Here is a 20,657-nt window from a genome sequence, read left to right as displayed (position 1 = left end):
GTCAGAAATCGAGCACGCGCCAGCTGCTGCGCCCCGCATTGCCCGAGGGGCGGCCGTTCTCGCCGGGCGTCTGGCCCGGGGCCAGCGGCTTGATCTGGTAGGCCGGCGCGCCGTTTTTGGGCGTGACCTGGATCGACTGCGTCTGGCCGTCCACACGCAGCTCGTCGATGCGGGTGAGCGCGTCTTCGTTGGTGATGCGCTCGATGCGGTCGCCCGCGGCGCGCTGGGGCGGCGGCGACTCGGCGGGCGGCGTCTGGGCGGCGGCGCTGGCGGCCGTCAGCAGGGCGGCCAGGGCAAGGGCGGGCGGGGCGGTTCGGACCATGCCGGCATTGTAGGCAGCGCGGCCGTGGCCGCGCTGCCGCCCAGGGCTTGGCGCGGCCATCCCCGACAATGGGCGCCATGACGCAAGACCCCGCCCGCACGCTGCTGCTCATCGACGGATCGAGCTACCTCTACCGCGCCTACCACGCCATGCCCGACCTGCGGGCCGTGCCCGGCGACCCGGCCAGCCCGGCCACCGGCGCCATCCGCGGCATGATCAACATGATGCAGAGCCTGCGCAAGGAGGTGCCGGCCGCCTTCGCGGCCTGCGTCTTCGACGCCTCGGGCCCGACCTTCCGCGACGCGCTCTACCCCGAGTACAAGGGCCACCGCAGCCCCATGCCCGACGACCTGCGCGCGCAGATCCCGCCGATCCACGAAGTGGTGCGCCTGCTGGGCTTTCCGGTGCTCGACGTGCCCGGCGTGGAGGCCGACGACGTGATCGGCACGCTCGCGCGCGCCGCCGCCGAACAGGGCTTGCAGGTGGTGATCAGCAGCGGCGACAAGGATCTGGCGCAGCTCGTGAACGAGCAGATCGCCATCATCGACACCATGAGCGGCAAGCGCCGCGACCTCGCGGGCGTGCAGGCCGAGTTCGGTGTGCCCGCCCACCTGATGGTGGACTTCCAGACCCTGGTCGGTGACGCGGTGGACAACGTGCCCGGCGTGGAGAAGGTGGGCCCCAAGACCGCGGCGAAGTGGCTGCTGGAGTACGGCTCGCTCGACGCGCTGGTGGCGCGCGCCGGCGAGATCAAGGGCGTGGCGGGCGAGAACCTGCGCAAGGCCCTCGACTGGCTGCCCACGGGCCGCCAGCTCGTGACCATCAAGACCGACTGCGACCTCAACGGCCATGTGCCCGGCCTGCCCGCGCTCGACGCGGTGAAGATGGGCGAGCCCGACAACGCCGCGCTCAAGGACTTCTACGAGAAGTACGGCTTCAAGTCGCTCGCGGCCAAGGCCGCGGCCGGCCAGGACGCGCCCGTGGCCGGCGGGTCCACCGCGGTGGACCCGGGTGTGACCCAGGGCCTGTTCGACGAGCCGCCCGTGGTCGCGGCCGAACGCCCCGCACTGCGCTACGAGACCCTCCTGAGCTGGGCGCAGCTCGACGCCTGGCTCGCGAAGATCGAGGCCGCCGAGCTCGTGGCGCTGGACACCGAGACCACCTCGCTCGACGAGATGGTGGCCGAGATCGTGGGCATCTCGTTCAGCGTCACGCCCGGCGAGGCGGCCTACATCCCGCTGCGCCACGCGGGGCCCGACGCGCCCGAGCAGCTGCCGTTCGACGAGGTGCTGGCGCGCCTCAAGCCCTGGCTCGAGAACCCCGCCAGGCCCAAGCTCGGCCAGCACGTCAAGTACGACCGCCACGTCTTCGCCAACCACGGCATTCAGGTGCGCGGTTACGTGCACGACACCATGCTGCAAAGCTACGTGCTCGAGGTGCACAAGCCGCACAGCCTGGAGAGCCTGGCCGAGCGCCACACCGGCCGCAAGGGCATCGGCTACGAAGACCTGTGCGGCAAGGGCGCGCACCAGATCCCGTTCGCGCAGGTCGACGTGGCCAAGGCCGCCGAGTACTCGTGCGAAGACAGCGACCAGACGCTGGACGTGCACCGCGTGCTCTGGCCGCGGCTGCAGGCCAACGACAAGCTGCGCTTCATCTACGAACTCGAGATGCAGAGCAGCGAGGCGCTGTTCCGCATCGAGCGCAACGGCGTGCTGATCGACGCGCCCACGCTGGCCGCGCAAAGCCACGAGCTGGGCCAGCGCATCGTGGCGCTCGAGCAGGAGGCCTATGCCATCGCGGGCCAGCCCTTCAACCTGGGCAGCCCCAAGCAGTTGGGCGAGATCTTCTTCGACAAGCTCGGCCTGCCCGTGATCAAGAAGACCGCCACCGGCGCGCGCAGCACCGACGAAGAGGTGCTCGAAAAACTCGCCGAGGACTACCCGCTGCCGGCCAAGATCCTCGAGCACCGCAGCCTGTCCAAGCTCAAGGGCACTTACACCGACAAGCTCGCGCAGATGGCCAACCCGCGCACCGGCCGCGTGCACACCCACTACGCACAGGCGGTGGCGGTCACGGGCCGGCTCTCGAGCAACGACCCCAACCTGCAGAACATCCCCATCCGCACCGCCGAAGGCCGGCGCGTGCGCGAGGCCTTCGTGGCGCCCGCGGGCCACGTGATCGCCAGCGCCGACTACTCCCAGATCGAGCTGCGCATCATGGCCCACATCAGCGAGGACGCGGCCCTGCTGCGCGCCTTCCACGAAGGCCAGGACGTGCACCGCGCGACCGCGGCCGAGGTGTTCGGCGTGGAGCTGGCCCAGGTCAGCAGCGAACAGCGCCGCTACGCCAAGGTGATCAACTTCGGCCTCATCTACGGCATGAGCGCCTTCGGCCTGGCCAAGGCCCTGGGCATCGACAACACCGCGGCCAAGAACTACATCCAGCGCTATTTCGAGCGCTTCGAGGGCGTCAAGCGCTACATGGACGAGACGCGCCAGAGCGCCAAGAGCCGGGGCTACGTGGAGACCGTGTTCGGCCGCCGCCTCTACCTGCCCGAGATCAACAGCCCCAACGGCCCGCGCCGCGGGGCGGCCGAGCGCGCGGCCATCAACGCCCCCATGCAGGGCACGGCGGCCGACCTGATCAAGCTCAGCATGGTCGCGGTGCAGGCCGCGATCGATGCGCAGCAGCGCGGCACGAAGATGATCATGCAGGTGCACGACGAACTGGTGTTCGAGGTGCCCGAGGCCGAGATCGACTGGGTGCGCACCGAGGTGCCGCGCCTGATGGCGGACGTGGCCGCGCTCAAGGTGCCGCTGCTGGCCGAGGTGGGCGTGGGGCCGAACTGGGAAAAGGCCCATTGAGCGCGTGAACCTTCGGCCGCGGTCAGAATCAGCCCCGCTTTCAACCCCACAGAGGAGACACGCATGCTGGACCAGAATCTGACCCGCGACGCCGAGGCGCTGCTGCCCGGTGAAAGCACCGAGCGCGGGGCCACGCGCCGCACCGCGCTCAAGGCCGCGCTGGGTGTGGGCTATGCCGCCGCGGCCACGCCGCTGATGGCGCAGACCGCGATCAAGACGCCCAGCGACGGGCTCACCGTGGGCGAGGTGATGATCGACGTCAACGGCTTCCAGATGCCCGCCTACCGCGCCGCGCCCGCGGGCAAGACCGGCCTGCCCGTGGTGCTGGTGCTGTCCGAGATCTTCGGCGTGCACGAGTACATTGCCGACACCGCGCGCCGCTTCGCGCGCGCCGGCTACCTCGCGATCGCGCCCGAACTGTTCGTGCGCCAGGGCGATGCCCAGGGCTACGGCGAAATGGCCAAGCTGATCGCCGAGGTGATCAGCAAGGTGCCCGACCCGCAGGTGCTGGCCGACCTCGACGCCACCGTGAAATGGGCCGGCGCGAACGGCGGCGACGTGAGCAAGCTCGGCGTGACCGGCTTTTGCTGGGGTGGCCGCCAGGTGTGGCTCTACAGCGCGCACAACCCCGCGGTGAAGGCCGGCGTGGCCTGGTACGGCCGCCTCGTGGGCCAGCAGAACGCGCTCACGCCGAAGAACCCGGTGGACGTGGCCGGCCAGCTGCACGGCCCGGTGCTGGGCCTGTACGGCGGGGCCGACACCGGCATCCCGCTTGACACGGTTGATAAGATGAAAACCGCTTTGGCCGCCGGCAGTGCGGCGGCCAGATCCTCGACCTTCGTGGTGTACCCGGACGCACCGCACGCCTTCCACGCCGATTACCGGCCGAGCTTCCGCAAGGAGCCCGCCGAAGATGGCTGGAAGCGCGCGCTGGCCTGGTTCAAACAGCACGGTGTGGGTTGACCGACACACCCCTGCCGCGCTTCGCGCGACCCCCTCAAGGGGGCGACGCCTGCGGCCCGGCAAAGCCGGTTCCGCGGCGTCCCTCGGTTCGATCGTCCCGCCCGTCGCGCAACTTCAACCGAGCAAAAGAAGCTTCACATGACCTTGTTGGCCATCCTCGTGGGCACCGTCGCGGCCGGTGTCGGCAGCGTGTGGATCGCGGCCCTGCTGGGCTTTGCGATGCTGGCCCGCTACACCCAGCACATGCTGAGCCTGGCGGCCGGCGCGCTCATGGCCACGGCCTTCATGCACCTGCTGCCCGAGGCCTTCGAGAGCGCGGCCGGTGCGCACGAGCTGTTCGCGCTGCTGCTGGGTGGCCTGGTGTTCTTCTTCCTGCTCGACAAGGCCGAGCTCTGGCACCACGGCCACGAGCACGGGCAGGGGCCGGACCACGCGCACGAACACGCCCGGGGCCATGAGGGCCACAGCCATGGGCATGCCCACGCGCACCACCACGGCCACGCCCACGCGGGTGAGCGCCGCGCGGGTGGCTGGGCCGTGCTGCTCGGCGACAGCGTGCACGCCTTCGGCGACGGCATCCTGATCGCCTCGGCCTTCATGGCCGACATGCGCCTGGGCGCGGTGGCCGCGCTCGCGGTGATGGCCCACGAGGTGCCGCACCACATGGGCGACCTGGTGGTGCTGCGCCAGACCTCGGGCACGCAGCGCGCGGCGCTGGTGAAGGTTTCGCTCGCGGGCACCGTCACGGCGCTCGGCGGCCTGGTGGGCTACTTCCTGCTGGTGCGGCTCGAAGAATGGCTGCCGTACTTCCTGGTGGCGGCGTCGAGCAGCTTCGTCTACGTGGCGCTGGCCGACCTGATCCCGCAGCTGCAGAAGCGCCTGGGCCTGCGCGAGACCGTGGCCCAGGTGGCCTGGCTGGTGGCGGGCATCGCCCTGGTCACCGTGGTGAGCGGCCTCGCCCACGCCGGCCATTGAACGGGCCTACGCGGTCGGGCCCTCGCCGAAGCTGAAGCGGAAGGTCGCGCCCACGCCGGGTTCACCGTGCGCGGTCACGGTGCCGCCGTGGCGGTCGATGATGCGGCGCACCGTGGCCAGGCCGATGCCCGTGCCCTCGAACTCGTGCGCGCGGTGCAGCCGCTTGAAGGGCTTGAAGAGCTGGTCGACGTAGGCCATGTCGAAGCCCGTGCCGTTGTCGCTCAGGAAGAAGCGCGGCACGCCGTTCTCGTCCACCCCGTCCTGGCCCCAGGCGATCTCGGCGACCTCGCGCTGGCGCGTGTACTTGAGCGCGTTGCCGAACAGGTTTTCGAGCACGATGCGCGCGAGGTCGGGGTCGACATTGGCCAGCAGGCCCGGCTGCAGGCTCACGCGCACCTGGCGCTGCGGCTCGCGCCCGAGCTCCTGGTCGAGCACGGCGCGCGCGAGCTCGCTGAGATCGATCTCCATGCGGTTGAGCACGCCCTGGCTCACGCGCGCCAGGCCCAGCAGGTCGTTGATGATCGCGCCCATGCGCGCCGAGGAGCTGAGCACGCGATCGAGCAACTGGCGGGTGTCCTCGTCGGCGATCGGCTCGATCTGCTCCTTGAGCAGCTGGGTGAAGCCGTCGATGGCGCGCAGCGGCGACTTGAGGTCGTGCGAGACCGAGTAGGCGAAGGCGTCGAGCTCGGCGTTGAGCTTTTGCAGCTCGGCCGTGCGTTCGCGCACGCGCTGCTCCAGGGTTTCGTTGAGCCGCACGATCTCGCGCTCGCTGCGCAGGCGCACCAGCTCGGCCTTGGCGCGCGCCGCGAAGATCGAGAGCAGGGCCTGGGTGTCGGGCTTGATCGTGAGCGGCTCGCGCCACATCGCGCCCAGCAGACCGATGGCCCGGCCCTCGGCGTCGCGCAGCGCCAGGCCGATGTAGGCCTGGTAGCCCTGGGCGCGCAGCTGGGGCGCGGCGGGGTAGTGGTCGGCCAGGTTCACCGTGCAGCTCATGAGGCCGTCGCGCCGCAGCGTGTCGGCGCAGGGCGTGCCCGCCACGTTGAAGGCGAAGTTGCGGCTCAGGCGCCCGTCGCGCCACACGGCCAGGGTGTCGAGCACGGTGTCGTCGCGCACCTCGGCCACCATCACCATGCCGGCGTCGATGGCGCCGCTCAGGTGCTGCGCCAGCGCGCTGAAGAAGGCCTCGCCGGTCTCGGCGGTCACGCCCTTGGCCACCTCGAGCAGCAGCGCCTCGCGGCGCTTCTCGTCGCTGATGTTGATGCTGCTGGCGAGGATGCAGGGCTCGCCGTCGATCTGGATCACCTCGGCCCAGATGCGGCTGTCGACCAGCGTGCCGTCCTTGTGGCGCATGCGTGTCTCGTAGGCATCGACGTGGCCGTCGCGCACGAGCAGGTCGACGAAGCGCTGGCGTTCTTCGGGGCTGAGCCAGACGCCCATCTCGAGCGCGGTGCGGCCCTTGAGCTCATCGGCCGTCAGGCCCTGCACGCGGTCTTCGGCCCGGTTCACCTCGAGGATGGTGCCGTCGGACAGGCGCGAGAGCGTGAGGTTGAGCGGCGCGAAATTGAAGGCGGTGGCGAACAGCGCCTCCGAGCGGCGCAGGCGTTCGAGCAGCTGCTCGCGGCTGGTCACGTCGGTGACGGTGGAGATGACCAGCCGGTCTTCTTCTTCGCTGCCGGTCTCGCTAGAGATCATGGCCTCGAAGGTGCTGCCGTCGGCGCGCCGGCTGCGGCAGCGGTGGTTGTCGATGGTGCGTTCCTTCGCGAGCCGCTCGACGTAGCGCTCGCGCTCCATCGGGTCGGCCCAGAGGAAGGTGTCCTCGCGGCCCAGCACCTGGTTGCGGCGGTAGCCGAAGCAACGCTCGAAGGCGGGGTTGACGTCGAGGATGGCGCCGTTGCGCGCCGACTGCGCGATCATGGGGCTGGGGCTCGAGCGGAAGATGCGCGTGAAGCGCGCGAGGCTGCGGTCGCGTTCGAGCTCGGTCTGCTGGCGCCGCTCGAGCTCTTCGCGCAGGCGCCGCAGCGCGCGCTGGTTCACGGCCTGGATGTGCATGACCATGAGGCCCGCCGCGGTGAGCGACACCGCCTGCGTGAACCACACGCGCAGGCCGACGCGGAAATCGGGCGGTGGCCCGCCGAAGCCTGGGCCGCTCTCGATGGCGATCAGCACCGCGAGCAGCGCCAGCGTGCCCAGCAGCACCGCCACCAGCGTGCGGCGACCGAGAAAAATGCCTGCGCCCACCACCGCACCCACGAACAGGAAATTGACCGAGGTGCGCACCGAGCCGTAGACCACCACCGAGGCGGTGGCCGTGGCCAGCACGCCAAGGATCACCGCGCCCGCCACCGCCACCGGTGAAAGCCGGCGCTGGCGCAGGCCGTACCAGCAGACCCACGACACCAGGGCCATGAACAGCGCGATCGGGGCCTCGCTGCGGCCCGGGGGCGCCAGCGCGATGTCGAGCAAGGCCACCAGCAGGGCCGCCACGCCCAGGCCCTGGCACATCCAGAGCAGCGCCTGTCTCAGATCGGCCGAATCGGGCAGGTCCACCCGGACCGGTGTGCCCGCCGGCGGCGGCTCGGGCGGCAACGACGGCTCAGCCTCGTGCACGCGGCGTGCCCTCGGTGTTGCACCAGGCGCTCCAGCTGCCGGGGTAGAGCGCGGTGTTGCCCAAACCGGCGATGTGCATGGCGAGCAGATTGGGCACGGCGCTCACGCCGCTGCCGCACTGGTGCACCACGCCGGCCGGGTCGCGCTGGCCGAGCAGGGCCGCGAACTCGGCGCGCAGTTGCGCGGCGGGCTTGAAGCGGCCGTCGGGCAGCAGGTTGTCGCCGAAGGGGCGGTTGAGCGCGCCGGGCACGTGGCCGGCCACCGGATCGAGCGGCTCGACCTCGCCGCGAAAGCGCGCCGCGGCGCGGGCGTCGATCACCGTGGTGTCGGCACGGCCCAGGCGGGCCAGCAGGCCCGCGGTGTCGAGCGCCGGGCTCAGGCTCTCGCCCACGGCGAAGTCGCCCGCGGGGCCGGGCTGCGCGGGGCCGCTGGCCACCGCACCGCCCGCGGCCTTCCAGGCCGCGAGGCCGCCGTCGAGCACCGCCACGGCCGCGTGGCCGCACCAGCGCAGCATCCACCACAGGCGCCCGCTGGTGGCGATGCCCTGGCGGTCGAGCACCACCACCTGCTGGCCGCGCGACAGGCCCAGTGCGGCCATGCGTCGCGCGAAGGCCTCGCGCGAGGGCAGGGGGTGGCGGCCCTCGCTGGCCGGACGGCCCTTCTCGCTCAGGTCGAGGTCCAGGTCCACGTGCAGCGAGCCAGGCAGGTGTTCGGCCTCGAACATCGCGCGGCCGGCGGCGGGGTTCATGAGGTCGAAGCTGCAGTCCAGCACGAGCACCGGGGTTCCGGCGTCGCGCAGCGCCTGCAGTTCAAGGGGCTGGATCAGGGTGGCGAACATGGGCCGATTGTGGAGCACATCGGCGGACCCGCCCGCCCGGGCTTTCCTGCGGGGCCGCAGGGGCGCGCCTCAGGGCTCTTCGGCCGGGCTGCGCGGCACGGTGCGCGCCCGCAGCGCGGTGGCCGCGATGCCGCTGAGCACGATCAGGCCCATGCCCAGCCAGCCGATCAGGGGCAGCCGGTCGCCGAACAGCGTGACGCTGAACAAGGCCGCGAACACGATGCCCGAGTACTGCAGGTTGGCCACCACCATCGTCGCGCCGCGCGAGTACGCACGCGTCATGCAGAGCTGGCCGAACACCGCGAGCAGGCCGATCGGCAGCAGCCACAGCGCGCTCGGCCAGCGCAGCGGCGACACGCCCGAGAACAGCATGCCGAGCAGGCCGGCCACCACGGCGCCGAGCGAGAAATAGAACACCGTGCGCGACTCGGGCTCGCCCACCTTGGACAGCGCCGCCACCTGCAGGTAGGCCAACGCCGCGAACAGGCCCGAGAGCAGGCCCACCAGGCCGCCCAGCGCCTGCGATTCGTTGAAGCTCGGGCGCAGCAGCATGGCCACGCCCGCGAAGCCGGCGATGACGGTGAGGAAGACCGGGGCCTGCTCGCGGATCGGCGCGTCGCGCCCCTGCACCAGCACCGCGCCGCCGAGCAGGAAAGTGGCGATCCACACGCTGCTCATGTAGTTGAGCGTCATGGCCGTGGCCAGCGGCAGCACGGCGATGGCATAGAACCACGCGGTCAGCGAGATGGTGCCGACCACGCTGCGCCACAGGTGCATCAGCGGCACCTGCGTGGCCAGCGAGACGCCCTTCCAGCGCGTGAAGCCCCAGAGGAACAACATGCCCACGAGACCGCGGTAGGCCACGATCTCGAAGGGGTTGAAGTGCGCGGACGCGAGCTTGATGCACACCCCCATGCTCGCGAAGAAGAAGGATGCCAGCAGCATCCAGAGTGCTTGCATCCGTTAGCCCCCACGTTCCGCCGCTGCGCGGGTCGCTGCCCCCCGAGGGGGCGCGTTTCGCCTTGGGGCGGCCCGGCGGCGAAACCAGCTCAACCCGGATACCCCGTGCCCATCTTGGCGCGGTACCACTCGTGGAAGTGCTGCATGCCGTCTTCCATGGGGCTCTGGTAGGGGCCGACCTCGTTGTCGCCGCGCGCGAGCAGGGCCTTGCGGCCCGCGTCCATGCGCTCGGCGATCTCGTCGTCCTCGATGCAGGTTTCCATGTAGGCGGCGCGCTGCGCCTCGACGAACTCGCGCTCGAAGGCGGCGATTTCCTCGGGGTAGAAGAAGGCCACCATGTTGAGCGTCTTGTCCACGCTGATCGGATGCAGCGTGGAGACGGTCAGCACGTGCGGGTACCACTCGACCATGATGTGCGGGTAGTACGTGAGCCAGATCGCGCCGTGCTCGGGCAGCACGCCCTCGCGGTAGCGCATGAGCACGTCGTGCCAGCGCTGGTAGGTCGGGCTGCCGGCCTTGCCGAGCAGGTTCTGCGCGCCCACGGTCTGCACCGAGTACTCGGGCTTGAATTCCCAGCGCAGGTCTTCGCAGGTGACGAAGTTGCCCAGCCCCGGGTGGAACGGGCCCACGTGGTAGTCCTCGAGGTAGACCTCGATGAAGGTCTTCCAGTTGTAGTTGCACTCGTGCAGCTCGACGTGGTCGAGCACCATGCCTTCGAAGCTCAGCTGCTTGAGCGGGCCCATGTTCGCGAGGTCGGCCGCGATGTCGACGCCGTTGTCCTCGAACAGCAGGCCGTTCCACTCGCGCAGCTTGTAGTTGTTGAGGTTCAGGCAGGGGTCTTGCTGGAAGTGCGGCGCACCCAGCAGCTGGCCGGCCGGGCCGCCGCCACGGGGCGTGTTCGTGCCGCTGTAGGTCCAGCGGTGCAGCGGGCACACGATGTTGCCGCCCGCATGGCCGGCGCGCGTTTCACCGAGGTTGCCGCGGCCCTTGAGCATCACGGCCTGGCGGTGCCGGCACACGTTGGACACCAGCTCGATGCCCGAAGGCGTGCGCAGCAGCGCGCGGCCGTCGGCCTCTTGCGGCAGGGTGAAGTAGTCGCCCGTGTCGGGCACCGAGAGAGCGTGCCCCACATACCGGGGCCCCCGCTGAAAGATCGTCTCCAGTTCGCGCTGGAACAGCGCCTGGTCGAAATAGCTCGATACGGAAAGTTGGCTTTTGGCCTGCTGCAGTTGAAGACTCAAATCAGACATGGCGTCCTGGACCTGAAGACTCCCCCTATGAAGGGGCAGGGTAAGCGCTGTGCTCGTCAGACGAATTCGCGCGGGAAGGGTGAAGTGGTGCGTCCCTCCGGGTCCAAAGGACCCGTCGTTTCGGAAAAAAAAGAGGCCGGATTGTACCCCCCATGCAGAGGAGATCCGGGCCGTCCATCGTGGGTGGCTCGTTAGAATCGCCGCTTTGCCGCCCCCACCCCCGGGGGTGTCGCTCGATCCGCTCATGCCCCCTTCGACAACCCGCGCCGCCGCCCCATCGAATGCCCCCGTGGCCGAGAGCTACGAGGCCGCTCTGCAGGAGCTCGAGCAGCTCGTGGCCCAGCTCGACGCCGGCCAGCTGCCGCTGGAGCAGTTGCTCGCGCGCTACCAGCGCGGCGCCGAACTGCTGGCCTTCTGCCGCGACCGCCTGCAGGCGGTGGAGCAGCAGATCCAGGTCTTCGAGGCCGGGCGCACGCAACCCTGGGACGCCGCATGAACGCGGCGCATGCCTTGCCCTTCGCCGACTGGCGCGCCGCGCAGCAGGCCGCGGTCGAGCAGGCGCTCTCGCGCTTCGTGCCCGCCGACGCCCCCGCCGGCCTGGGCGAGGCCATGCGCTACGCCGTGCTCGACGGCGGCAAGCGGCTGCGCCCGCTGCTGGTGCTGGCCACCAGCGCCGCGGTGCAGGGCCATGCCGAGGCCGCGATGCGCGCGGCCTGCGCGGTCGAGCTGATCCACGCCTACTCGCTGGTGCACGACGACATGCCCTGCATGGACAACGACGTGCTGCGCCGGGGCAAGCCCACGGTGCACGTGAAGTTCGGCGAAGCCCAGGCGCTGCTCGCGGGCGACGCGCTGCAGGCCCTGGCCTTCGAGCTGCTGGTGCCCGGCGAGGGCAGCCTGCCCGACCCCATGAGCGCGCGGCTGTGCCGGCTGCTCGCGCTCGCGGCCGGCGCCGACGGCATGGCCGGCGGCCAGGCCGTGGACCTCGCGAGCGTGGGCATTGCGCTCGACCAGCCCTCGCTCGAGGCCATGCACCGCCGCAAGACTGGCGCGCTGCTGCAGGCCAGCGTCACCATGGGCGCCGCCACGGGCGCGGTGAGTGCCCCCGCCCTGGCCGCGCTCACCGATTACGGCGCCCGCCTGGGCCTGGCCTTCCAGGTGGTCGACGACATCCTCGACGTGACCGCCGATTCCGCCACGCTCGGCAAGACCGCGGGCAAGGACGCGGCCGCCGACAAGCCCACCTTCGTCTCCCTGCTGGGGCTCGCGGGCGCCCAGGCCTATGCCGACGCCGCGCTCGCCCAGGCCCACGAGGCTTTGCGCCGCAGCGGCCTGGCCGAGACCGGCACGCTGCACGCCCTGGCCGACTGGGTGGGCCAACGCAACTCCTGAACCGGGGCAACGCCACATGAACGCGAACCACGATCCGTCGACCCAGGCCCCCGCCACCGAACTGCTCGACCGCGTCGACTCGCCGGCCGACCTGCGCCGCCTGCCGCGCGCCCAGCTCGCGCCGCTGGCGCGCGAGCTGCGCCAGTACCTGCTGCACAGCGTGGCGCGCACCGGCGGCCACCTCAGCTCCAACCTCGGCACGGTGGAGCTCACGATCGCGCTGCACTACGTGTTCAACACGCCCGAAGACCGCCTGGTGTGGGACGTGGGCCACCAGACCTACCCGCACAAGATCCTCACGGGCCGGCGCGATCGCATGCACACGCTGCGCCAGCTCGGCGGCATCAGCGGCTTCCCGCGGCGCGACGAAAGCCCCTTCGACACCTTCGGCACCGCGCACTCGTCCACCAGCATCTCGGCCGCGCTGGGCATGGCCATGGCGGCCAAGGCCAAGGGCGAGAGCCGCCGCGCCGTGGCCATCATCGGCGACGGCGCCATGACCGCGGGCATGGCCTTCGAGGCGCTCAACAACGCGGGTGTGGCCGACGGCCGCCTGCTGGTGGTGCTCAACGACAACGACATGTCGATCTCGCCGCCCGTGGGCGCGCTCAACCGCTACCTCGCGCAGCTCATGAGCGGGCGTTTCTACGCCGCGGCCAAGCACGTGGGCAAGCAGGTGCTCAAGGGCGCGCCGCCGCTGTTCGAGCTCGCCAAGCGGCTCGAGGAACAGGCCAAGGGCATGGTGGTGCCGGCCACGCTGTTCGAGAAGTTCGGCTTCAACTACATCGGCCCCATCGACGGCCACGACCTCGATTCGCTGGTGCCCACGCTGGAGAACATCCGCCAGCTGCTCGACAACGACGAAGGCCCCCAGTTCCTGCACGTGGTCACGAAGAAGGGCCAGGGCTACAAGCTCGCCGAGGCCGATCCCGTGGCCTACCACGGCCCGGGCAAGTTCGACCCCGCCGTGGGCCTGACCAAACCCGCCACGCCGCCCAAGCCCACCTTCACCCAGGTGTTCGGCCAATGGCTGTGCGACATGGCCGCGGCCGACCAGCGCCTGGTGGGCATCACGCCCGCGATGCGCGAGGGCTCGGGCATGGTGGAGTTCGAGCGCCGCTTCCCCGGCCGCTACTTCGACGTCGGCATCGCCGAGCAGCACGCCGTGACCTTCGCCGCGGGCCTGGCCTGCGAGGGCCTGAAGCCGGTGGTGGCGATCTACTCCACCTTCCTGCAACGCGCCTACGACCAACTGATCCACGACGTGGCGCTGCAGAACCTGCCGGTGGTGTTCGCGCTCGACCGCGCGGGCCTGGTGGGCGCCGACGGCGCGACCCACGCGGGCGCCTACGACATCGCCTACCTGCGCTGCATCCCCAACGTCTCGGTGGCCTGCCCGGCCGACGAGGCCGAGTGCCGCCAGCTCTTGTCCAGCGCGTTTGCGCAGGACCACCCGGTGGCCGTGCGCTACCCGCGCGGCGCCGGCGTGGGCGCGGCCCAGCCCGCGGGCCTGGAGCCGCTGCCCTTCGGCAAGGGCGAGCTGCGCCGCCAGGGCCGCGGCATCGCCATCCTGGCCTTCGGCACCTTGCTCTACCCCGCGCTCGCCGCGGGCGAGAAGCTGCATGCGAGCGTGGCCAACATGCGCTGGGCCAAGCCGCTCGACCTCGATCTGCTGCGCGATCTCGCGCGCACGCACGCCGCCATCGTCACGGTGGAAGAGGGCTGCGTCATGGGCGGCGCGGGCAGCGCCGTGATGGAGGCCCTGCAGGCCGAAGGCTTCACGCTGCCGGTGCTGACGCTGGGCCTGGCCGACGTGTTCACCGAACACGGCGACCCGGGCAAGCTGCTGGCGCAGCAGGGCCTGGACGCGGCCGGCATCGAGGCCTCGGTGCGCGCGCGCTTCGGTGCGCTCCTCGATGGTGCATCGGGCCTGAAGGTCGTGGCCTGAGGCCTGCCCCATTGGGGTAAGTCCTCGCTGCCCGGCGAGGGAAAACCCGTGCGGAACGCCTGCGGGCGCTTCCTAGAATGGCCCAGCCCACAGGGGGCACCCGCTGCACGACGGCGGGCCCAGCCATACAAACCACGGAGTTGAAACAATGGATCGTCGTTCTCTCATCCGGCATGCCGGAATCGCCGGCGTGCTCGCCGCCGGCGCGGCACCCGCCGTTCACGCCCAGGCCGCCATCCGCTGGCGCCTGACCTCCAGCTTCCCCAAGGCCCTGGACACCATCCACGGCGCGGCCGACGTGTTCGCGCAGTCGGTCAAGGCCATGTCGGGCGGCAAGTTCGAGGTCACGGTGCACGCGCCCGGCGAACTGGTGCCGGCCTTCGGCGTGGTGGACGCGGTGCAGGCCGGGACGGTGGAGGCGGGCCACACGGCGCCGTACTACTTCTTCGGCAAGGACGACACCTTCGCGCTCGCCACGGCGATCCCCTTCGGCCTCAACAGCCGCCAGCTCACGGCCTGGATGTACGACGGCAACGGCCTGAAGCTGTTCCGCGAGTTCTACGACCAGTACAACATCGTGAACTTTCCCGGCGGCAACACCGGCTCGCAGATGGGCGGCTGGTACCGCAAGGAAATCAAGACGGCGGCCGATCTCAAGGGCCTGAAGATGCGCATCGGCGGCTTCGCCGGCAAGGTGCTCACGCGCATGGGCGGCGTGCCGCAGAACATTCCCGGCGGCGAGATCTACCAGGCGCTCGAGAAGGGCACCATCGACGCCACCGAATGGATCGGCCCCTACGACGACGAGAAGCTGGGCTTCCAGAAGGTCGCCAAGAACTACTACTACCCCGGCTGGTGGGAAGGCGGCGCGCAGCTCGAGTTCTACATCAACAAGGCCGCCTACAACGCGCTGTCGCCCGAGAACAAGGCCATCGTCGAGAACGCCACGGCGCACGCCCACACGGTCATGCAGGCCCGCTACGACGCGCGCAACCCCGCGGCGCTCAAGCGGCTGGTGGCGGCCGGCGCCAAGGTGCTGGCCTTCCCCAAGCCGGTGATGGACCTGGCCTTCAAGGAATCGATGGCGCTGTACAGCGAGCTCAGCGCCTCGAACCCCAACTGGAAGAAGATCTACACCGACTACGCGAACTTCCGGCGCGACCAGAACCTCTGGTTCCGCTTCGCCGAGGCGCAGTTCGACCGCTACATGCAGTCGGCCAAGCTCTGAGCCCTGGCCGGTCGGTCGCGGGCCCCGCAGCAGCGGGGCCCTTTTTCGTTCGGTGGCGCCGCGCGGCGGCGGCCGGTCGGGCTTTGGCTGATGCTCAGGTTCGGCTTGCTAGACTGTCGGGTTTTCCCGTCGGCGCTCCCTTTCCCCCGGGTTTCCCATGCAAGCCTTGCTCAAGCTCTCCGCCCTCATCGACCGCATCAACGACCTGATCGGCCGCGCGATGATGTGGTTCGTCCTCGCCGCCACGCTCATCAGCGCCGGCAACGCCATCGTGCGCAAGGTGGCCGGCACCAGCTCCAACGCCTGGCTCGAGGTGCAGTGGTACCTCTTCGCGGCCGTGTTCATGCTCGGCGGCGGCTACGCCTTCCTGCGCAACGCCCACGTGCGCATCGACTTCCTGTCGTCCAAGTTCAGCGCGCGCACCCGCAACTGGGTCGACATCGTCGGCATCGTGGTGTGCCTGGTGCCGCTGTGCCTCATGCTCATCGTCGAAGGCTGGCCCGTGTTCGCGCGCGCCTGGGTGTCGGGCGAGATGTCGTCCAACGCGGGCGGCCTGATCCGCTGGCCGGTGTACCTGCTCATTCCCGTGGGCTTCGCGGTGCTGCTCGCGCAGGGCGTGTCCGAGATCATCAAGCGCGCGGCCTTCCTGAGCGGCGCCGGCCCTGACGTGCTGGCCCACAAGGAGCCCGACGAAACCGAGGTCCTGCTCAAGGAACTCTCCGCCGCCGACGGCGCGGCCCAGAACAAAGCCTGAGCGAGCCCACCATGACCGCCTTCATCACCGCCAACTTCGTGCCGCTGCTGTTCTGCGGCCTGCTGATCTTCCTGCTGTCGGGCTTTCCGGTGGCCTTCTCTCTGGCCGCCACCGGCCTGTTCTTCGGCTACATCGGCATGGAGGTCGGGCTGTTCCCGTCCAACCTGTTCCAGGCCCTGCCGCTGCGCGTGTTCGGCATCATGCAGAACGACACGCTGCTCGCCATTCCCTTCTTCACGCTGATGGGCATCATCCTCGAGCGCAGCCGCATGGCCGAGGACCTGCTCTCCACCATCGCGCAGGTGTTCGGTCCGGTGCGTGGCGGCCTGGCCGTGGCCGTGGTGCTGGTGGGCGCGCTGCTCGCGGCCACCACCGGCGTGGTCGCGGCCGCGGTGATCTCCATGGGCCTGATCTCGCTGCCCATCATGCTGCGCTACGGCTACAACCGCACCATCGCCATGGGCACCATCACCGCGTCGGGCACGCTGGCGCAGGCCATCCCGCCCTCGCTGGTGCTGATCGTGCTGGCCGACCAGCTCGGCCGCTCGGTGGGCGACATGTACGCGGGCGCGCTGGTCCCGGGCCTGATGCTCGTGGGCCTCTACCTGCTCTTCATCGCAGGCGTGGCCATCGTGCTGCCCAAGTGGGTGCCCGCCCTGCCGCCCGAGGCGCGCATCTACACCGAACCCAACGGCGCCTCGGGCCACCGCTCGCTGCTGGTGCTGCTGGCCGTGTGCGCGGCCGCGAGCTGGTACTGGTCCACGCAGCACGAGGCCATCATCAATCCCATGATCGGGCGCGAAATGGCGGCCGGCGGCGACGAGGTGGTGATCATGTCCATCACCGTGGGCTCGGTGCTCGCGCTGGCGATTGCGCTGCTCAACCGCCTGTTGCGCCTGGGCCTGCTCTCGCGCCTGGCCGAGCAGGTCACCTTCGTGCTCATCCCGCCGCTGGTGCTGATCTTCCTGGTGCTGGGCACCATCTTTCTGGGTGTGGCCACGCCCACCGAAGGCGGCGCCATGGGCGCGCTGGGCGCGCTCATCATGGCGGCCGGCCGCCGCACGCTCAGCATGAAGCTGCTGCGCGAAGCCATGGAGAACACCACCAAGCTGTCGATCTTCGTGCTGTTCATCCTGATCGGCTCCACCGTCTTCAGCTTCACCTTCAACGCCGCCGACGGCCACATCTGGGTCGAGCACCTGTTCGACAAACTGCCCGGCGGCCAGCTCGGCTTCCTGATCTTCGTGAACTTCCTGGTCTTCGTGCTGGGCATGTTCATCGACTTCTTCGAGATCGCCTTCATCGTGGTGCCGCTGCTGGCGCCGGTGGCGCAGAGCCTGGACATCGACCTGATCTGGTTCGGCGTGATCCTCGCGATGAACCTGCAGACCTCGTTCCTCACGCCGCCCTTCGGCTTCGCGCTGTTCTATCTGCGCAGCGTGGCCGCGCGGCAGGACTACACCGACAAGGTCACGGGCAAGCTGATCCCGGCGGTGACCACGGCGCAGATCTACAAGGGTTCGATCGCCTTCATCATCCTGCAGCTCATCATGGTGGTGGTGGTCATCGCCTACCCGAACCTCGTCACGGGCCACATCGGCCAGGCCGTGAAGGTCGACAACGAGACCGTGCAGGAGATGCTGCAGGACATGGCGCCGCCGGCGGAAGACGAAGAACCGGCCGCCGAGGGCGAGGCCGACCCGCTCAAGCCCGCAGAGGAGCCGGCGGCGTCGACCGAGGAAGACCCGATGAAGGCTTTGCAGGAAAGCCTCAAGAACGAGAAGAAGTGAGGGGCCGGCCGTGCTGATCGATGTGAAGGTGCTGGACCCGCGCATGGCGGACCAGCTTCCCGCCTACGCCACGCCCGGCAGCGCCGGCCTCGACCTGCGCGCCTGCCTGGACGCGCCGCTCACGCTCGAACCCAATGCCTGGCAGCTCGTGCCCACGGGGCTGGCGGTGCACCTGGCCGACCCGGGCTATGCGGCGCTGATCCTGCCGCGCTCGGGGCTGGGCCACAAGCACGGCATCGTGCTCGGCAACCTCGTGGGCCTGATCGACAGCGATTACCAGGGCCAGCTCATGGTGAGCGCCTGGAACCGCAGCGACGTGGCCTTCACGCTCCAGCCCATGGAGCGCCTGGCGCAGATGGTGATCGTGCCCGTGGTGCAGGCGCGCTTCAACGTGGTCAACGACTTCAGCGCCGAAAGCGCGCGCGGCGCGGGCGGCTACGGCTCGACCGGGCGCGGCTGAGCCGCGCCGGGGGCAGGGCCCCGCGGCCCTCAGTGCAGGGTGTGCGGCGCGCTGTCGTCGTCGCCGTCGCTGTCTGGCGCATCGATCTGCGTGCGGAAGAAGCCCGTGCCCAGCGTGCCCGCGCCGATCTCTTCCTCGGTGGCCTCGCGCACCGCGTGCAGCTTGAGGTGGATGCGCAGCGCGATGCCCGCGAGCGGGTGGTTGCCGTCGAGCACCACGTGGTCGGGGTAGATGTCGCTCACGAAGAACAGGCGGTCGCGCGGCGCGGTGGGGTTGCAGCCCGGGGGCAGGCCCTCGAAGCCCATGCCCACCTCGAGTTCGGCGGGAAAGCGCTCGCGCGGTTCGAGGAACAGCAGCCGGTCGTCGTAGTCGCCGAAGGCGTCCACGGGCTCCAGGTGCAGTTGCAGCGCATCGCCGGCCTGGTGGCCCTGCAGCGCTTCTTCGATCTTGCCCAGCAGGTCGTTGCCCCCCACCAGGAACTCCACCGGGTCGTCGAGCGTGTCGAGTTCTTCGCCCAGCGTGTCCTTGAGCGTCCAGGTGAGCGCCACCACGCACTGCGGCGTGACGGTCATCGGGTCTTGGTCCTTGGATTTCATCCGACAATTCTCCCATGAGCCTTTCCCCCGACACCGCCTTGCCGCTGCTGGGCGGCCTCACGCCCGCGCGCTTCATGCGCCGCCACTGGCAGAAAAAGCCCTTGTTGATCCGCCAGGCCGTGCCCGGCATGCGGCCGCCGATCGAGCGCAGCGCGCTGTTCGATCTCGCGGGCCGCGAGGGCGTGGAATCGCGCCTGATCGCGCGCCGCGACGACACCTGGACCCTGCGCCACGGCCCCTTCGCGCGCCGCGCGCTGCCGCCCGTGGGGCGCGCTGGCTGGACGCTGCTGGTGCAGGGCGTGGACCTGCACGTGCCGGCGGCGCATGAACTGCTGCAGCGCTTTCGCTTCGTGCCCGACGCGCGGCTCGACGACCTCATGATCTCCTGGGCCAGCGACGGCGGCGGCGTGGGCCCGCACTTCGACAGCTACGACGTGTTCCTGCTGCAGGCCTCGGGCCGGCGCCGCTGGCGCGTCGGCCGCCAGCGCGACCTGAGCCTGCGCGGCGACGTGCCGCTCAAGATCCTCGCGAATTTCGAGCCCGAGGAAGAGTTCGTGCTCGAGGCCGGCGACATGCTCTACCTGCCGCCGCGCTGGGCCCACGACGGCGATGCCGTGGGCGGTGACTGCATGACCTGCTCGATCGGCTTCCGCGCCCCGCAGCGCGGCGGCCTGGCCGAAGAACTGTTGCAGCGCCTGGCCGACGAGATCGAAGACCCGGTGCTCTACCGCGACCCGCAGCAGGCCGCCACCGACACGCCGGCCCGCCTGCCCGCCGACCTGCTGGCCTTCGCGCTCGACGCGGTGCAGCGCGCGCTCGCGCGGCCCGAGGCGCTCGCGCTCTCGCTGGGCGAAGTCATGACCGAGCCCAAGCCCCACACCTGGTTCGACGAGCCCGCCCAGCCCTGGACGCCCGGCGCCTTGTCGCTCGACCGGCGCACGCGCATGATGTACGACGACCGCTTCGTCTTCATCAACGGCGAAGGCCTGCGCGCCGCGGGCGCCGATGCGCGCCTGATGCGCCGCCTGGCCGACCGCCGCGCCCTGAGCGCGCGCGAGGTGCAGCGCGCGAGCCCCGAGGCGCAGGCGCTGCTGGGTGACTGGCACGACGCGGGCTGGCTGCACCGCGACACCGACACCCCCTGAGCCCGGAGACCCGATGAACCCCGACGCCCCCAGCCCCGCGAACCCGCCCGGTCCACACGTCCCGGCCGCGCTGCCCGAAGGCCGCCTCGTCGGCCGTGTGGCCTTCGGCGATGCGGTGCGCGCGGCCATGGCCGCGGCGGCGGCCGAAGGCTGGTCGGGCATCGTGCTGGCCGACGACAACTTCGACGGCTGGCCGCTCGGTGAGCGCGCGGTGGTGGAGGGCCTGAACGCCTGGGCCCGTCAGGGCCGCCGGCTGCGCCTGCTGGCGCGCGACTTCGCGCTGTTGCGCCAGCAGCACCCGCGCTTCGTGCAGTGGCGCACCACCTGGTCGCACCTGGTGGAGGCGCACGGCGTGCCGCAGGCCTCGCCGCACGAAATACCCGGGGTCATCTGGACCCCGACATGGACCCTGGAACGGCTCGACCCGGTGCGCTGCACGCTCGTGGCCGAGCGCAGCGCCGAACGCCGCGTGGCGCTCGCCGAGCGCCTGGACGACTGGTGGGCCAAAGGCCGTCCGGCCTTCGCGGCCACGACCCTGGGCCTGTGATACGCCGCGCGCAGC

The 20,657-nt window shown here is 70.5% G+C and carries 18 protein-coding genes; 12 read left to right on the top strand and 6 right to left on the bottom strand.

All coding sequences use genetic code 11. The features are described from left to right. Position 1 precedes the first annotated feature (1 nt). Positions 2 to 322, bottom strand: coding sequence for a hypothetical protein (locus WDZ95_RS02925; RefSeq protein ID WP_166227182.1), 321 nt, complete (start codon positions 320 to 322; stop codon positions 2 to 4). A gap of 77 nt (positions 323 to 399) precedes the next feature. Here WDZ95_RS02925 and polA point away from each other — a divergent pair, with 77 nt between their 5' ends. The 3 genes from polA to WDZ95_RS02910 all read left to right on the top strand — a co-directional run bounded on the left by polA (position 400) and on the right by WDZ95_RS02910 (position 5,127). Further along, entirely contained in the window at positions 400 to 3,189 is a 2,790-nt protein-coding gene (gene polA, locus WDZ95_RS02920) for a DNA polymerase I (protein WP_425776118.1), read from the top strand. A 63-nt stretch (positions 3,190 to 3,252) separates the two neighbouring features. After that, a complete protein-coding gene (locus WDZ95_RS02915) occupies positions 3,253 to 4,152 on the top strand; it encodes a dienelactone hydrolase family protein (RefSeq protein WP_425776117.1) in 900 nt (299 codons plus the stop codon). 138 nt (positions 4,153 to 4,290) lie between these two features. After that, positions 4,291 to 5,127, top strand: coding sequence for a ZIP family metal transporter (locus WDZ95_RS02910; protein WP_425776116.1), 837 nt, complete (start codon positions 4,291 to 4,293; stop codon positions 5,125 to 5,127). Positions 5,128 to 5,133: 6 nt separating this feature from the next. On the opposite strand, the gene WDZ95_RS02905 is transcribed toward WDZ95_RS02910, so the two are convergent. The 4 genes from WDZ95_RS02905 to WDZ95_RS02890 form a co-directional block, all read right to left on the bottom strand. Continuing rightward, a complete protein-coding gene (locus WDZ95_RS02905) occupies positions 5,134 to 7,734 on the bottom strand; it encodes a PAS domain S-box protein (RefSeq protein WP_425776115.1) in 2,601 nt (866 codons plus the stop codon). Beyond that, positions 7,721 to 8,572: a sulfurtransferase gene (locus tag WDZ95_RS02900; RefSeq protein WP_166227177.1), complete on the bottom strand. Its 852-nt coding sequence runs from the start codon at positions 8,570 to 8,572 to the stop codon at positions 7,721 to 7,723. The genes WDZ95_RS02905 and WDZ95_RS02900 overlap by 14 nt, the downstream gene beginning before the upstream one ends. Positions 8,573 to 8,641: 69 nt before the next feature. Further along, positions 8,642 to 9,532: a DMT family transporter gene (locus WDZ95_RS02895; RefSeq protein WP_425776114.1), complete on the bottom strand. Its 891-nt coding sequence runs from the start codon at positions 9,530 to 9,532 to the stop codon at positions 8,642 to 8,644. An 89-nt stretch (positions 9,533 to 9,621) separates the two neighbouring features. Next, the gene (locus WDZ95_RS02890; protein ID WP_425776113.1) at positions 9,622 to 10,782 is read right to left on the bottom strand and encodes an aromatic ring-hydroxylating oxygenase subunit alpha; all 1,161 of its coding nucleotides are present in this window, start codon (positions 10,780 to 10,782) and stop codon (positions 9,622 to 9,624) included. A gap of 244 nt (positions 10,783 to 11,026) precedes the next feature. Here WDZ95_RS02890 and xseB point away from each other — a divergent pair, with 244 nt between their 5' ends. From xseB to dut, 7 genes are all read left to right on the top strand, one after another. After that, entirely contained in the window at positions 11,027 to 11,278 is a 252-nt protein-coding gene (gene xseB / locus WDZ95_RS02885) for an exodeoxyribonuclease VII small subunit (RefSeq protein ID WP_166227174.1), read from the top strand. Next, positions 11,275 to 12,174 (top strand): polyprenyl synthetase family protein, encoded by a 900-nt coding sequence (locus tag WDZ95_RS02880; RefSeq protein WP_425776112.1) that lies wholly within the window; start codon positions 11,275 to 11,277, stop codon positions 12,172 to 12,174. The genes xseB and WDZ95_RS02880 overlap by 4 nt, the downstream gene beginning before the upstream one ends. A gap of 16 nt (positions 12,175 to 12,190) precedes the next feature. Next, entirely contained in the window at positions 12,191 to 14,122 is a 1,932-nt protein-coding gene (dxs, locus tag WDZ95_RS02875) for a 1-deoxy-D-xylulose-5-phosphate synthase (protein WP_425776111.1), read from the top strand. 148 nt (positions 14,123 to 14,270) lie between these two features. Next, positions 14,271 to 15,350, top strand: coding sequence for a TRAP transporter substrate-binding protein (locus WDZ95_RS02870; protein ID WP_287468901.1), 1,080 nt, complete (start codon positions 14,271 to 14,273; stop codon positions 15,348 to 15,350). A 157-nt stretch (positions 15,351 to 15,507) separates the two neighbouring features. Next, positions 15,508 to 16,104, top strand: a complete 597-nt coding sequence (locus tag WDZ95_RS02865) for a TRAP transporter small permease subunit (protein ID WP_425776110.1) — start codon at positions 15,508 to 15,510, stop codon at positions 16,102 to 16,104. 11 nt (positions 16,105 to 16,115) lie between these two features. Then, positions 16,116 to 17,894 carry a TRAP transporter large permease gene (locus WDZ95_RS02860; protein ID WP_425776109.1) on the top strand — a complete coding sequence of 593 codons (1,779 nt, stop codon included), beginning with the start codon at positions 16,116 to 16,118 and terminating at the stop codon, positions 17,892 to 17,894. 10 nt (positions 17,895 to 17,904) lie between these two features. After that, positions 17,905 to 18,354 (top strand): dUTP diphosphatase, encoded by a 450-nt coding sequence (gene dut / locus WDZ95_RS02855; protein ID WP_166227168.1) that lies wholly within the window; start codon positions 17,905 to 17,907, stop codon positions 18,352 to 18,354. A gap of 29 nt (positions 18,355 to 18,383) precedes the next feature. On the opposite strand, the gene WDZ95_RS02850 is transcribed toward dut, so the two are convergent. Further along, a complete protein-coding gene (locus tag WDZ95_RS02850) occupies positions 18,384 to 18,926 on the bottom strand; it encodes an FKBP-type peptidyl-prolyl cis-trans isomerase (protein WP_166231183.1) in 543 nt (180 codons plus the stop codon). 38 nt (positions 18,927 to 18,964) lie between these two features. Between WDZ95_RS02850 and WDZ95_RS02845 the strand changes: the two genes are divergently transcribed. Together WDZ95_RS02845 and WDZ95_RS02840 are read left to right on the top strand one after the other, a co-directional pair. After that, the gene (locus tag WDZ95_RS02845) at positions 18,965 to 20,095 is read left to right on the top strand and encodes a JmjC domain-containing protein (RefSeq protein ID WP_425776108.1); all 1,131 of its coding nucleotides are present in this window, start codon (positions 18,965 to 18,967) and stop codon (positions 20,093 to 20,095) included. A gap of 13 nt (positions 20,096 to 20,108) precedes the next feature. Continuing rightward, entirely contained in the window at positions 20,109 to 20,642 is a 534-nt protein-coding gene (locus WDZ95_RS02840; RefSeq protein ID WP_166227166.1) for a hypothetical protein, read from the top strand. The last annotated feature ends 15 nt before the right edge of the window (positions 20,643 to 20,657 follow it).

Origin of the sequence: Hydrogenophaga sp. T2, assembly GCF_049843535.1 — a bacterium.
Taxonomy (GTDB): domain Bacteria; phylum Pseudomonadota; class Gammaproteobacteria; order Burkholderiales; family Burkholderiaceae_C; genus Hydrogenophaga; species Hydrogenophaga crocea.
Note: the sequence above shows the minus strand (reverse complement) of the source record. Positions and strands in the feature narration are given on the sequence as shown.